The 16,286-nt window shown below is 38.0% G+C and carries 7 protein-coding genes; 2 read left to right on the forward strand and 5 right to left on the reverse strand.

Annotation, left to right across the window (positions count from 1 at the left end; translation table 11 throughout):
• Window positions 1-154 precede the first annotated feature (154 nt).
• The 3 genes from H592_RS0106800 to rpmE form a co-directional block, all read right to left on the reverse strand.
• Complete coding sequence (locus H592_RS0106800) at window positions 155-4,720, reverse strand: ATP-binding protein (RefSeq protein WP_051369054.1); 4,566 nt, start codon at window positions 4,718-4,720, stop codon at window positions 155-157.
• Between the two features lie 225 nt (window positions 4,721-4,945).
• The gene (locus H592_RS0106805; RefSeq protein ID WP_028868109.1) at window positions 4,946-6,187 is read right to left on the reverse strand and encodes a malic enzyme-like NAD(P)-binding protein; all 1,242 of its coding nucleotides are present in this window, start codon (window positions 6,185-6,187) and stop codon (window positions 4,946-4,948) included.
• Window positions 6,188-6,416: 229 nt separating this feature from the next.
• Complete coding sequence (gene rpmE / locus H592_RS0106810; RefSeq protein WP_028868110.1) at window positions 6,417-6,632, reverse strand: 50S ribosomal protein L31; 216 nt, start codon at window positions 6,630-6,632, stop codon at window positions 6,417-6,419.
• Window positions 6,633-7,032: 400 nt separating this feature from the next.
• Here rpmE and priA point away from each other — a divergent pair, with 400 nt between their 5' ends.
• On the forward strand, window positions 7,033-9,267 hold the full coding sequence (gene priA / locus H592_RS0106815) for a primosomal protein N' (RefSeq protein ID WP_028868111.1): 2,235 nt from the start codon (window positions 7,033-7,035) through the stop codon (window positions 9,265-9,267).
• 269 nt (window positions 9,268-9,536) lie between these two features.
• On the opposite strand, the gene relA is transcribed toward priA, so the two are convergent.
• Window positions 9,537-11,750 carry a GTP diphosphokinase gene (relA, locus tag H592_RS0106820; RefSeq protein WP_028868112.1) on the reverse strand — a complete coding sequence of 738 codons (2,214 nt, stop codon included), beginning with the start codon at window positions 11,748-11,750 and terminating at the stop codon, window positions 9,537-9,539.
• Between the two features lie 210 nt (window positions 11,751-11,960).
• A complete protein-coding gene (gene rlmD / locus H592_RS0106830) occupies window positions 11,961-13,301 on the reverse strand; it encodes a 23S rRNA (uracil(1939)-C(5))-methyltransferase RlmD (RefSeq protein WP_028868114.1) in 1,341 nt (446 codons plus the stop codon).
• 115 nt (window positions 13,302-13,416) lie between these two features.
• Between rlmD and barA the strand changes: the two genes are divergently transcribed.
• Entirely contained in the window at window positions 13,417-16,194 is a 2,778-nt protein-coding gene (gene barA, locus H592_RS0106835; RefSeq protein WP_028868115.1) for a two-component sensor histidine kinase BarA, read from the forward strand.
• Window positions 16,195-16,286 lie beyond the last annotated feature (92 nt).

The following is a 16,286-nucleotide window of genomic DNA, read 5'->3' on the forward strand; positions in this document are numbered from 1 at the left end:
AAATTAGCCTGATAAATTAAAGTAGTCTATAAATCACCAACAATCCACTTAAAACCCTATTACTTGCTGTTTTTATTACACTAATTTGAGTAAATATAGATTATTAAGACAAAAAAAAACCAGTCAAATGACTGGTTTTTTTAACAAAGTAACTTTATAGCGGGGTAATTATGTATAACAAATCACCGCTTGATACTTGCTGTCCATTTGCATTAATAATGCGTTCGACACGGAACTTAGTTTTTGCATCATAAAGCACTGCATCTTTACGGTTAAAGCTTGCTAGTGTTACAGGCGAGAACATTTTCATTGCTTCCATTAGACCTAATGTTTGTTCAACATTAACAATGTCACCTTCTAATACAAAATCAGGCTCAGCTGGTGAAGAAGCGCGATAGAAAATACCTGCACTTTGTGCAATTACTTTTAGCTCATTACTGCCATCAACTTGGATAGATTCAGCAACACCATCAAGACCAGAGGCTGCCGATGCTTCCATTTCATCGATCATCACTTGTTGATCAAGTTTTGCCATGAATTTAGGTAAGTAAGTTGTATCGTATTCACCGTTTATGAAGGTTTCATCTTTTAGGATACGTTTCAATAATGGGATATTAGTCGCGATCCCTTTAATGCTTACTTTATCTAAAAACTCAAGTAACTTAGCAATGGTATCGTTACGATCTTTACCATGACAAATAAATTGTGCCACTAAACTATCGTAGTATGGAGAAACCTCTTTGCCAGTAGCAATCATCGACATTACTTCAACATCGTCTTGCTCAGGAATGATACATTCAGCAACTTTACCAGGGTATGGCAATAGCTGCATGATACCATCAGAATCCAAACCTGCTTTCTCAGCCGTTACACGCACTTCAATTGCATAGCCTTTCTTCTGTGGCGTCAGTTCAGAAATATCACAACCAGAAGCAATATCGTACTGTGCTTTTACAATATCAATACATGATGTTGCTTCAGTAACCGGATGCTCAACTTGTAAACGAGTGTTCATTTCCATAAAGTAGATATCATTTGCATCTAAATCGTAAATAAACTCAACCGTACCCGCGCCCATGTAATCTACTGCGTCAGCAAGTGCAGCAGTATGCTTAAGCGCTTCTTTTTCTAATTTTTCAGGCAACATCGTTGAAGCAGACTCTTCAACCACTTTTTGGTTATTACGTTGCACTGAACAATCACGAATACCTAATACTTTAGTATTGCCAAATTTGTCACGTAATAATTGCACTTCAATATGGCGTAAAGACGTAATGTATTTCTCTAGGTATAAGTCACCGTTACCAAATGCACTTCGTGCTTCAGCAGAAACTTGGTTAAAGCCAGCAAACATATCTTCAGCTTTTTCAATAACCAAGATACCTTTACCACCACCACCGTTTACTGCTTTCAGTAACACTGGGTAACCCATATTATTCGCAATATCTAAAGCTTGTTCTGCACCAGTCAAAATACCGTGAGAACCAGGTACTACAGGTACACCATTTTCTTGTGCAGTTTTAATTGCGTTTGATTTATTACCCATCGTTAGCATGCTGTTCATGCTTGGACCAACAAAGTTGATATCATGGCTGATACATAAGTCAGCAAAATGCGGGCTTTCAGATAAGAAACCAATACCTGGATGTAATGCGTCAACTTGTTCGTATTCGGCTACTTTTATTACTGAACTTGCATTTAAGTAACTTTCATCTGAAGTGTTACCACCTAAACAAACTAGTTTATCGCCTTCACCTAACATATCTGCAGGAACAGAATTCATATCAGGGTCAGAAGCTACTAAAACAACATTGATGTTGTTCGCTTTAGCAATACGAATTAATTTAACAGCAGTACAGCCACGCGCATGTATTAATACTTTTTTAACTGGATGCATTAACTGACGTGGATCAGATTTAGAGAATCTCTCTTCTTCGATATCACAAACAGGTATAAAACCAGACAATGCACGGTTAATTGTTTCTTCAACAGTGATAACAGGCATCGGCATGTTTTCATCAATATCACGTAACTTATCATTCAAGTCATCAGAGAATGGATTGATAACTAAACCATCCATTGCACCAGGAACACGTGACAAGTAGTTCGACAATGTAGACGTAGATGGTAAGTACGCAGGTACAACCATTTGACCAGCGAACGGCATGTTAGTACCAGAAAGGTAATAAGTTTGTGCCATTGGATGAGTTACAAAACTTGCTTGTGCTCCACCAGTACAATCTCCATAACCAAACATAACAATTGGTAAGTCGTTATCACGAATAAAACGTGTAATACGGTCATTAACGACTGACATAGAGAATAGTGCTGCAGCACCTTCTTTAGTTTGCATACCACCAGAACTAATGAAAGCCACTACTGGTAAATGTTGTTTTGCACATTTAACCAATAGTGCACAGAATTTCTCTGCACTGGCCATATCAAAAGCACCCGCTTGGAAAGATAAATTAGAAACAGCAACACCTACACGCTGTGTTTCGCCACTTTCCAATTTAAACTCACCCGTTCCTGTGATTAATCCACATGGTTTGATATTTTTGTCTAGCGCATCTTCCACTGATAGACGGAAACCTGGAAACTCTAATAGGTTAGCTGTCATTAAGTCTGCACGAGATTCTTTGAAGTTAGTAAAGAATTTTTGAATAATCGCTTCATGAGAATTATTCTTTTTATTTTTTTCTGAACGTAATACAGCTTGAATCAACAGATCTTGATAACCCATTGTTAAACGATTCCAGAAATCTTTACGACGTCCGATTCTTACTGGATTAATTGCACCATTGTAAGAACTTTCGTCATCACGACTGTTGTAGTATTCAGGTAATAGTTTTTCGAACAAGTAGGTCAAAATAACAAATAAACTAGAGTTCATTTGTGGAGCACCAATACTCTTCCATTCTTCTACTTTGGCCAGAATTTCGCCACGCTCAGACTGTTCAGTGAAGTATTGTAACCAAGCATTAAAAGTCACTTTTAATTGCTCGTAATCATCATCGCTGACTTTGTTTAATGCTGTTTTTAATGAACTACGCACTAATGATGAAACCGACTGACGAGAAAGTTCTTTGGTCGCCATAGCTTCTTTAGCAATCGATGCTAAGTTACCCATTGTATTGTCATAAAGTGCGTTAAACACCAGCATATGACGACAATGTATAATGAAGCACTCACGCGTTTCAGTGTGTGAAACAACATCAATGATATCAAGCTCTGCTAACTCAGGAAATGAATCCGTCATTGGCATTGTTTTTTCATCTTCTAAATGTTTGATTAGAGAATGAAAGTTATTTTCAGCACTGGTTTTCCAACGGTTATACAATGACCAAGTTAGGTTGATCATTAATGTACTACGTGCGTTATCATAGTTTGCTTTTGGCTCACCTAAGATAAGCTTAGTAAGTACATTACGCTCAACGCCTTTATCTTCACGTTTTTGTAGGAATGTTTTCCAGTTTTTATTCAGTCTATCATCGTAAATTAGCTTATCTGGGTTTTCTAACCAGTTTAAGAATACTTGCTTACGATCTGCTTCAATACGCGCTTTCAAATCACCTTCTGGTACCGTTAATTTAGATAAACGGCCATATTCGTTCTTTTGAATCGCTTTAATACGAGAGCGTAACGTCAAGTAACGCATGTAACGGTAAGTGGTACCGAATGCATTATTATGTGACGTTGGATTTTTAGCTAATAGCTGCGCATCCGTTGCATTCTCTATCGCCAGTAATTTGCTTGAAGGCTCAAGATAACGCGAAAGACTACGATTATAATGTTCTAAAATATCAGGATGTTTACGTACAAATTGAACTGATTTTGACTCAATCGATAAAATACCAGAAATAATCGCTTTCTGAAGGTTGTGTTGACGCTCATCTTGGTCAACAGGCGAGTAATCAACAATACCGTCGATACAACCCATCGCATACAACTCTTCTGGCGATACACCTACAGACTGCGCACATTCTTGCCAAGACAAGTTATATTTACGCGCAATACTTTGTAAGCCTTTAGGTTGAATAGTATTAAAAATACCATCACGTACCGATAACAAGATATTAGCTGTTGCTAGTGGAATCGCACCACCAGAATAACCAACGCCAACAACTATACCGATAGTAGGAACGTCAACGTTGGCACTTTCAGTAATCATTTGTGAAATACTGTGTGCTTGGTTTTGACTATTCGCCGCTTCGCCAGCGTCAGCTCCCGGTGTGTCAATTAAGTACACAATCGGCAATGACATATCAGCAAATTTACGGATAGCTTTGCTTGCTGCTAGATGGTGTTCAGGCATCCAAGCACCATTATTTGAGCTACGCTCCTGTGCAATTAGACCAATACGACGGCTGTAACCACCAAAATCCAATTCCATTTCCGCAGAATAGAAAGCACCGTTTAGTTGTTCGGTAATGATTTTACCGTTAAACCCTTCAATTATACTTTTTGAACCAGGTCGCTTATTACTCTCAGCCGGCGTTACCGTACGTGCAATATAAGCATCAACATCCAATTTTTTGATAGTAGCCAGGTTTGATTTAATACGCAGCTTGTCAATAAGACCTTCTACACCATCTGTATTTGACGGTAATGAATTATCTGGAAATAGAGAAAAGTCTTTTGCGATTTGCTCAGCATGAATAAATAGCGGATCTGCAATATTATTCACTTCAAACTGAGAAGATGAAGGTTTTCCTGTCATATAATTACCCTTACAAGAAAGTGATGGAAAAAATAAATGTCGTAATTTACAACTTATTAGCGTTTGATTCCACTATTGAACTCTAATCAATATAAATCATTTGCGAATAAGTTGCATATTGTGAAGCTTGAGCTAGATATTAGCCTGAATATATAACTATTCTCTTCTATTGGGTGTAAAAAAACAACAAAATAGGAATCGTTATGTCAAGTTGTGAAGTCAAGCTTAAAGCATATAATCTTCAGGAAGTTCAATTTGTGCGACACCCGTTGCAATAGCAGCACGTGCAACAGCACCTGCGACACTTTTCAATAAACGAGGATCCATAGGTTTAGGAATAATATAATTTTTACCAAAATCGAGAGATTCATAACCACTTGCTTTAAGAACAGACTCTGGCACTGGCAGTTTTGCAATCGCACGAATTGCATTAACAGCAGCTACTTTCATTTCATCATTGATGTCCGTTGCACGAACATCTAAAGCACCACGGAAGATGAACGGGAAACAAAGTACATTATTAACTTGGTTAGGGTAATCACTGCGTCCTGTCGCCATAATCAAATCATCGCGTACTGAGTGTGCTAATTCAGGGTTAATTTCAGGATCTGGGTTTGAGCAAGCAAAAATAACTGGATTCGGAGCCATTAGTTTAACATCGTCAGCACCTAATACATTCGGGCCAGATACCCCCACAAATACGTCTGCACCACAAATAACATCTTGCAAAGTGCGTTGGTCAGTATTATTGGCAAAACGTTGTTTATATTCATTGATATCGTCACGACGAGTATGAATTACCCCTTTACGGTCCAACATGTAAATCTTTTCACGCAACGCGCCACATTTAATCAATAATTCCATACAAGCAATGGCTGCTGCACCAGCGCCCATACAGACAATTTTAGACTCTTCAATTTTTTTACCTTGAATATCTAACGCATTGATCATTGCCGCTGCGGTTACAATTGCAGTGCCGTGCTGGTCATCGTGGAAAACCGGAATATTACAGCGTTGCTTTAGCTCTTTTTCAATTTCAAAACATTCAGGTGCTTTAATATCTTCAAGATTAATACCACCAAAGGTATCTGCTATATTAGCCACAGTATTAATAAACTCTTCTGGTGTACGATGCTTTACTTCAATATCGACCGCATCAAGGTTTGCAAAGCGTTTAAATAATAATGCTTTACCTTCCATTACAGGCTTAGAAGCTAACGGGCCTAAATTACCTAGCCCTAAAATAGCCGTACCATTAGTGATCACAGCAACTAAATTACCTTTCGCGGTATATTTATAAACATCATCAGGGTTAGCGGCAATCTCTCTAACCGGCTCAGCAACACCTGGACTATATGCTAATGATAAATCTTCAGCTGTTTCAGCTGAAGTTGTAAGCTCAACGCTTATTTTTCCTGGTTTAGGAAAAGCGTGGTAATCAAGGGCTTGTTGGCGAAAATCTGACATCTATAAATTCCATTCGAATAGGCTAAATTGCTTAAAAAAATAAGCATAAAAATAAAAGTGTGATGATAATCAAGTTTTAACCAAAATCACAGGGCTAATTTGCAGTATTGTAACAGCTCAAACAAGCTAGGGTTGTAATGGAAGGCAATATTTAGAAAAAAAGTAAATTTCAGGTTTACAGATACAAAAAAAGCACCCTAAGGTGCTTTTTAAAAACGTGGTAGTTATCTTATTTAGAAGATAAAGCACCGAAACGTTTTTTGAACTTGTCAATACGACCGCCAGTATCAACAACACGTTGAGTACCAGTGTAGAATGGGTGACAAGCTGAACAAATATCTAAAGTTAACTCTTCTTTACCAAGAGTAGAACCAACTTTGATTACATTACCACATGAACAAGTAGCAGTAACTAATTTGTATTCTGGATGAATATCATTTTTCATAGGGAAAACCTCTTTTAGGCCGTATCGCTGCTCAGCTTGAATGAATTATTTCACTCAACAAAGTACCACACGTATTTTTCATTAAATTTCAGGTTGCGGATTGTATAGTAATGGGCAATAAAAGTACAACTTAAAATAACCAAAAATAACAACTTTATTTTCAGTATTAAAAAAACTTAATGGTCTTCACTATTTTATTATTATTATCATACAGATACAAAATCAACAAGCCCTTAAGAGGCATGGATGGTAAGTCTAGTTGAGAGGTATCAATGAGAGGCATAAAATGAAATACAGATAAGTATAAATTGATTAATTTAGCAGACTTAAACAGAACCCTTTCCATAAACAGGTTACAATGTTTAATCCTAATGATGTATTAACTTAAAACAGATCTTCTATGACTCAATTAATAATTTGCAGAGTGGCACTGGCGATTCCTTTACATAAGCAATTTGATTACTTGCTTCCAGCCTACCTCCATCCAGAAGACCTAAACTCATTAATTGGCAGTCGTGTGCTCGTCCCTTTTGGCGGTGGCCACCGAAAACAAGTCGGGGTGATCACTGCGACACCAGCGCAATCTGACTATGCCATCGAAAAATTAAAATCAATTTCACAATTGTTGGATCAACAAGCATTATTAAGTCATAGCTTATATAAGTTATTAAACTGGGCAGCGATCTATTATCAGCATCCTTTTGGTGATGTCTTTCAACAAGCTATCCCTACTTTGTTGCGCAAAGGAAAACCCGCCACCTTTAAAGCTCAAGAATATTGGAAATTGAAACAAGCTGATAGTGATATAAGCCAGTTAACAAGGGCGAAAAAGCAATATCAAGCAGCACAACTATTACAAGTATCAGCACTCAGTTATGATCAATTAAAAGAGAACAATGTCAGCCGAGCGACATTAAATAGCCTGCAAGAAAAACAACTGGTCACACGGTATGAAGAAATCCCAGCTAGCAATCTAGAGTGGGCAGAATCCTTACAAGAGCTGCAGCAAAAACCTCAATTGAGCACAGAACAAGCGCTTGCTATAACCAGTGTGACGCAGCAATTAAATAAATTTAAATGTTACTTGTTGGAAGGGATCACTGGCAGTGGTAAAACAGAAGTTTACCTTAATATATTGAAAGCGGTCTTAGAAAAAGGTCAACAAGCATTAATTATCGTACCAGAAATTGGGTTAACGCCACAGACCATTAAGCGCTTCAAAGCACGCTTTAGTGTGCCCATCTATTTAAAACATTCTGCATTAAACGAACAGCAACAACTGGAAACTTGGTTGCACGCTAAACAAGGTAGTGCTGCGATTGTGATTGGGACTCGAAGTGCCATTTTTAGTGATTTTAAAAACCTTGGGTTAATTATTTTAGATGAAGAGCATGATGCATCTTTTAAACAACAAGACAGCTTTCGTTATCATGCACGTGATTTTGCGATTAAACGCGCCTCTCAAGAAAACATTCCTATTTTACTAGGATCTGCGACGCCTGCTTTTGAATCACTTAATAATGCATTATCAGGTCGTTACCAGCATCTATTTTTGACACATCGAGCGGGCAATGCGACTCCCCCTAGAAATGACTTAATTAATCTGACGGGATTACCGCTTAAGTCAGGATTATCACCACAATTAATCGAACTGATGCAACAACATCTTGATAAAAACAATCAGGTTATTTTATTTTTAAATCGCCGTGGTTACGCCCCCGTTTTAATGTGTCATGAATGTGGATGGCTGGCAAAATGTCAGCGTTGTGATGCTTTTTACACTTACCATAAAAGTGCAAACTATCTACATTGTCATCACTGTATGGCGACACATCCGGTACCAGAACAATGTCATGATTGTGGTTCTACCAACTTGCACTCTACCGGTGTAGGGACAGAGCAACTGGAAGAAACATTAACGCAGTTATTCCCAGATCATAAAACGGTGAGAATTGATCGAGACAATACGCGTAAAAAAGATAGTTTTAACGAATATCTCAACGATATTAACAGCGGTAAATATAAAATATTACTGGGTACTCAAATGCTAGCCAAAGGACATCATTTTCCAGATGTTACGTTAGTGGCTTTGGTTGATGTTGATGGAGCCCTGTTTAGTAATGATTTTAGAGCGAGTGAAAGGTTGGGCCAATTATTCACGCAAGTAGCAGGTCGAGCAGGCCGAGCAGAAAAGAAAGGACAAGTGGTTCTACAAACTTTCCACCCCGAGCATAACCTATTACAAGAGTTAGTTAATAATGGTTATGGTGATTTTTCTCGCAGTGCTTTACAGGAACGAAAAATGGCTCAATTACCGCCATTTTCTTATCAAGCTTTAATTAGAGCGGAATCATTGAATGCAACACAGGCAGAAAACTTCCTGACTCTGTGCAAACAAACATTAAACCAAATAGCACAAAATAATAAAGTCAGTGATCGTCTACTGATACTAGGCCCAATTGCCGCATCAATGGAAAGGCGTGCAGGAAAATATCGTTTTCAATTACTGATACAAAGTGAACAGAGAGTTTTAGTCACTAAAACATTAAATATTGCGTTAACACATTTTGAAAAAATACCAGAGGGGAGAAAGGTACGTTGGTCAATTGATGTTGACCCGATTGATTTTATTTAATGCCAACTACTATTGGATAGCAAGTGCAGTAGTTCACTGATGACTCATTGAGCTACTGAACTGCTGAGCTATTGAACTATTGAGCTGCTAAGCTATTGAGCTGCTGAACTATTGAACTACTGAACTACTGAACTATTGAGCTATTGAACTGCTGAACTGCTGAACTGCTGAACTATTGAGCTATTAAACAAAGCATAAAGCCACTTATTTCTGTTGAAATAAGTGGCTTTATTTATAAACAGACTTTATCTATTTATAGATCGCTTAGCTTACAACCGATGCGCGTCAGATACATCTTTAAGCTGTTTTAGCTTCACTAATAATTTATTAATCTCTTTATTGTTTTGAACCTCTAAGGATAGATCAATAATGGCCGTTAATGTTTTAGTGTTCGTTTGACTGTGTACGCCCAATAAATTTACCTTTTCATTGGATAATACCGTGGTGATATCCTTTAACAATCCGCTTCTATCATCTGCAATTAAGCGAAGCGTTAATGTATAACCCGATGATTGCGAATCCCCCCAATTAGCACTAATAATACGTTCAGGGTGGGCTTCTTCTAGGTCAGCTAATTGCTCACAGTTACTTTTGTGAATAGAAATACCACGCCCTTGAGTTATATAACCGACAATTTCCTCACCAGGTACTGGTTGGCAACACCTTGCAATGTTATGCATTAAGTTACCCACGCCATCAATAATGATATCTTTGCCTGTATTTTTAGGCGTAATTTGTGTCTTGCGGTTTTGTAACTCTAATAACGCGGCAGCATCTTGTTGTTCTAGGGTTTTTTGATGATAAAACCCATCTAAAAAGTGTACCAATTGATTAATACGTAAATCACCATTACCAATTCCTGCATAAATATCATCAGCACTGCCCACGTTAAAGCGCGAGATCGCAGGTGTTATATCGGCAAGCTTTAAATTAATCTTAACCAATTCAACTTCTAACAACTCACGTCCTGCAATGATATTTTTGTCTCGATCCTGTTTTCTAAACCAAGTCGCGACTTTATGACGAGCACGCGGAGCATTAATATAACCGAGCTGTGGATTTAACCAATCTCTGCTTGGGTTAGCTTCTTTTTGAGTAAGAATTTCAACTTGGTCACCGGTTTTTAACTGATAAGTAAATGGAACGATGTGATTGGCAATTTTTGCACCGATACAACGATGTCCAATTTGACTATGAATATAATAAGCGAAATCGAGTGGCGTCGACCCCGCTGGCATATCAATCACTTCTCCCTTTGGTGTAAATACATACACACGGTCATCAAAGACCTGGCTTCGAATCTCCTCAACTAAATCATCACCGTCACTCATATCCTCTTGCCATGCTAAGAGTTTACGCAACCAGGCTATTTTTTCTTCGTAATTACTCGCTGACTTTCCACCAGCACTGCCTTCTTTGTATTTCCAATGCGCAGCAACCCCCATTTCAGAGTCTTCATGCATTTGTTGGGTACGTATTTGTACTTCAACAGGCTTACCGCTATCGCCTAAAACAACCGTATGAATAGATTGATAACCGTTAGGTTTAGGGTTAGCAATATAATCATCAAATTCACGAGGAATATGTCGCCATTTAGTATGAATAGCGCCTAATGCGGCATAACAATCCTGCAGTTTTTCAACCACAACACGTACTGCCCTTACATCATATAATTCATCAAATTTAAGGTCTTTTTTCTGCATTTTTCTATAAATGCTGTAGATATGCTTAGGTCGCCCATAAGCAGTCCCCGTTATGTTCATCTCATTTAATGATGATTTAACGGTTTCAACAAAATTTTGAATATAATTTTCACGATCGATACGCTTTTCATCAAGCTGTTTAGCAATATTTTTATAGGTTTCAGCTTGTAGGTAACGAAAAGACAGATCTTCAAGCTCCCACTTCAACTGCCCTATTCCTAAACGATTTGCTAAAGGAGCGTAAATGGTTGATATTTCATGAGCAAGTTGCACTTTTGTATCTTCGTCGGCAATTTTAACCTGGCGTAAATAACAAATACGTTCAGCAAGTTTAATCACCACTGCACGAACATCTTCTACCATCGCTAATAACATGTGGCGTAAATTATCAACTTGAGACGCAGTACTTTTTTTACCGCCTCTATCTTGTAAAGCGCGAATACCTTCCATTTCCATCGCGCCTTTGGCTAATTTAGCAATGCGCTTTGGCCACAACTCATCAATTTTTTCAGCGCTTAAAACATCTTGAGCTAGTAAAGGAAAGATTAGTGCTGCATTTAAAGTATCCATGTCCATGTTTAGAGTGACCAGTATTTCAACCATTTCACATCCAAGCTTCAATGCAACGATCTGCTGTTCGGAGTCACATAATTCACTGACTTTATTGTAATTATCAAATAAATTATTTTGATCTTGTTTACTTAAGCCAAAGGTTGTCACCCATTTCTCAGGGTCATTTAATGCACTTTGGTAAAAGTGTGTATCACGAACTGAAACCATCTAATACTCCAAAAAATCAACTGAATCTTTTCGATTACAAGCAAACAATGAATACTAAAGCACTGTTAACATGCTCCTTTAAAACTGAGACTTTAAAGACGAATTTTAATGCAGCCTCAGCAGATCCTAATAATACTAAAAAACACCCAATGATAAACAGATTGGATATTTTGTTCTCATTTGAATTAAAACTTTATTACGCTATAAATATTACTTATTTTTGACAAATAATGCCATCGATTCCACATGCGCAGTTTGTGGGAACATATCGACTAAGCCTAATTTATCAAGTTTATAGCCCTGCTCTAAAAGCAACTGGCTATCCCTCGCTAAAGTCACAGGATCACAAGAAACATAGACAATATGCGTTGGTTTTTTATTGGCGACAAACGCCATACATTCAGCAGCACCAGCACGCGCAGGATCTAATAATATTTTGTTATATTCTTGCTTTGACCATTGTGCATTTAATGCGTTCAGATCACTTAAGTCAGCTTGGTAAAATTGCGCATTATTTATTTGGCAATGTTTGGCATTCTCTGTGGCACGGTCGACCATTTTTTGAATACCTTCCACTCCAACCACTTGTTTAGCAATTTTTGCGATAGGTAACGTAAAGTTACCCAGTCCACAAAATAAGTCCAATACTTGGTCAGTTTCGTTTAATGCGAGCCAATTCATTGCTTGCATGACCATTTTTTCGTTAACCACAGCATTTACTTGAAGAAAATCATCAACGTTAAATCCAAACTGGCAATCTTGCTCTGGTAAGGAGTAAGATAATTGATGCTCTGTCGTTAAACATGTGATGGTGGTTGGGTTGCTTTGTGCATAAAACTGTAATTGATGTTGTTCAGAAAAAGCGATAATCAACTGTACATCTTGTTCAGAAAGCGGTTTGAGATGACGCAATAAAACTGCCACCGTATTTTCAGCTTCAACTAACTCAATATGGCCAAGTGCCGCTTTACCTTGCAGTTGGTTTAATAAGGCTTTAATTGGTAAAATTAACTGCGATAACGCAGGTTTTAATACCGGACAAATTTGTTGATTAATTAGTTCGCTACTTTTGGAGCGACGAAACCCCATCTGTACTTTTTTAGTCTTTTTATCATAGAGCACACCAAAACGTGCACAACGACGATAGGCCCAAGCATCAGATTGCAAAGTGGCTTCTAAGTATTCAGGCTTATATTTAGCAAACCGTTCAAATAAACTTAATACACCTTGCTGTTTTATCTCAATTTGAGCACTTTGCTCAATGTGCTGTAAGTGGCAACCACCACATTCTTGATAGTGCTGACAATGCGGGGTTATACGTAATTCACTGGCTTTATGTATTTTGATAATAGACGCTTTTTTATAACGTTTTTTATCTTCCTCAATGGAAACATCCAATACTTCCCCGATCAATCCACCTTCTACAAACAATGGTTTGTTTTGATGAAATAACATGCCACGAGCTTGATGATCGAGTTTATCAATCTGACAATGTTTAATTACTTTGTTATTTTGCTTGTTTGTGCGCGATGCTTTGAAGAACTGAGCCATAAATATTTCACAGGTGAAGTAAGCTATGCCATGATAGCGATTACGTTTATCGGTACACTATTGTCACATAAAACATGCAAGCATTCATTACTCCATTGAAATTAGACTTTATCCTATGACTAAATACGGCCTACGCGCACAAGTTATTGCTTATACCATCCTTCCTACTGTATTGATTGGTGGGTTATTAGCCGGTTACTTTTCATTTCATCGCTTTCAACAAGCCGATGAGTTCTTAATTAATCGCGCTCTTAATGTTGCTGATGCATTATCGATTGCCAGTGAATATGGCATGCAAGATGAAACAAGAACTATTTTACGCCGTTTAATTGGTGCGACACACCGTAAAAATAGCCCCATGATCAAAAGTATTGCGATTTTTACCGCTGACAATGAATTATTTGTGATCAGTAATTATCACCGGGATTATAAACAACTGAGATTAGCGGTCGATGAACCCATTCCAGATTTACCGCAGATCAGCACTATTGGTAACAATATTATTATCCATAGTCCCATTATTGATGAAACCAACTTTTTAGAGTATCAATTAACCTTTGATCAACCCCGTAAAGTGGTCGGCTATGTCGCATTAGAGATAAATCGCGACCAAGTTGAGTTATTACTATATCGCGATGCTGCAATCTCCTTGCTGGTCGTCTTAATGGGCATACTAGGCAGTGTTTATTTAGCTTTCAGACAGGCAAAGCGCATTACAGCCCCTATTTCAGAAATGGCCTCGGTAGTTGAGAAAATCAGTCTTGGACGTTTAAACTCACGTGTAGAAGGTGAGTACACTGGCGAAATTAGCCTATTGCAGCACGGTATCAATGAAATGGCCGTGGCCATGTCTAAACATCATGAAGAGATGCAAGAGAGTATTGATTTAGCGACTAGTGAGTTGCGAGAAACACTAGATCAAATGGAAGTACAAAATATTGAATTAGATATTACCCGTAAAGAAGCGCAACAAGCGGCGTCAGTAAAATCTGAATTCTTGGCCAATATGAGTCATGAATTACGTACTCCACTTAATGGAGTGATTGGATTTGCAAGGCAATTACTGAAAACACAACTGACTAATAACCAAGTTGATTACTTACAAACGATTGAACGCTCTGCAGGTAATCTGCTTAATATCATTAATGACATTTTAGACTTCTCTAAACTTGAAGCAGGTAAATTAGACCTAGAAAATATTCCCTTCGATATTCGTGATTGCATTAATGAAACGATGCATCTCTTGGCGCAAAGTGCGCATGAAAAAAATATTGAACTCAGTATGTATATTGATAGCAATGTACCGCAAGAGTTGATCGGCGACGCAATGCGTTTACAACAAGTGTTAACTAATTTAATAGGTAATGCAGTCAAGTTTACCGAACAAGGTAATATTGAAGTTAATATTCAACGCATTGAAGAAGACTGCAGTAAAGAGAACAATATCAAGCTTAAATTTGTTATCTCGGATACGGGTATCGGTATTTCTAAAGAGCAACAAGTACAACTCTTTAAAGCCTTTGGACAGGCAGATAGTAGTATCACTCGTCAATATGGTGGTACCGGTCTAGGACTCGTGATCACACAAAAACTAGTGCGCCAAATGAAAGGCCATATCGATTTAACATCGGCACCTGATCAAGGTTCTGTTTTCTGGTTTGTTATTGAAATAGAAAAAAATACAAGAACGTCATTGGAATCTTTACCGCTTACAAGGCTATCAAGTCGAAGCGTTTTAGCCTATGAATCGAACGAATATGCAGCAAGGGCGTGCACGCAGCTATTAACGCAATGGAAAACAAACGCCACGCTTACTGAAACAGATCTACAATGGAAAAAAGCACTCAACAAATGCTATGACAGTATTGTCATCGGACACAGCAATAACCAAGATATACGTCCATTATTAAACCATATAGAGCAAGCGAAGCAGTATACTGACAATATCATTGTATTAATCAACTCCAGTGATCCAAGCGTGTATGAACAATTAATGAATACCGGTATCACGCATTGCTTAAGTAAACCGATTAATCATAAAAACTTTGCCAATGCTTTAGTCTCTAATGAAACGACACCCACCACACTACAAGTGTCAGCGCCATTGCTACGTAAAGACATCAATGTGATGGCCGTTGATGACAACCGAGCTAATTTAAAACTCATTTCAGCGATGCTTAGCGATCGCGTTAATCGAGTGACGACTTGTCGTAATGGGCGAGAAGCCGTAGAGCAAGCACAGAAAATACCTTTTGACATTATCTTCATGGATATCCAAATGCCAGTTTTAGATGGTGTTAGTGCCTGTGCTGAAATAAAAAAGAACTCTTTAAATCAAGAAAGCCCGGTGATTGCCGTGACTGCACATGTTTTGCCAGGTGAAAAAGAGCAGCTTCTACAAAAAGGGATGGATGATTGCTTAGCTAAACCAATTGATGAGTTGGCTTTACAGGCAATTATTAATAAGTGGGCGCCGAATGCAAAAGTGATTGATCCTTTGTCGGCTCAAGAAACATCATCAACGCCAGCCCCGACATTGCCTACTGTAGAAAAAAAATCATTTGACTGGGCACTTGCATTACAACAATCTGCAGGAAAAACTGACTTAGCAAAAGAGATGTTAAGTATGTTATTAGATGAGTTTGCAGATATCAGAAGTGTCGTAAATCGAGTGATTGAAGAAGACGGTGACCATGAGCAGTTTGTTACTATCATTCATAAATTTCATGGTGGTTGTAGCTATAGCGGCGTGCCTAAATTAAAGAATATTGCCGGCTTAATCGAAAAAGAGCTGAAGCAAGGGGTTAAAGCACATCATTTAGAGCCTGAGTTATTAGAGCTATTAGACGAACTTGATAACGTTGAAAAAGAAGCACAGACCTATTTAAAATAACATGCTTATGCATTTAACTCAGGTTGTTTTAATTGGAGCATGAAAAATTGCTAAATTTAACAACCTATTAGGTATTTCTTTTTCTACAAACC

Origin of the sequence: Psychromonas arctica DSM 14288 (genome assembly GCF_000482725.1) — a bacterium.
Taxonomy (GTDB): domain Bacteria; phylum Pseudomonadota; class Gammaproteobacteria; order Enterobacterales; family Psychromonadaceae; genus Psychromonas; species Psychromonas arctica.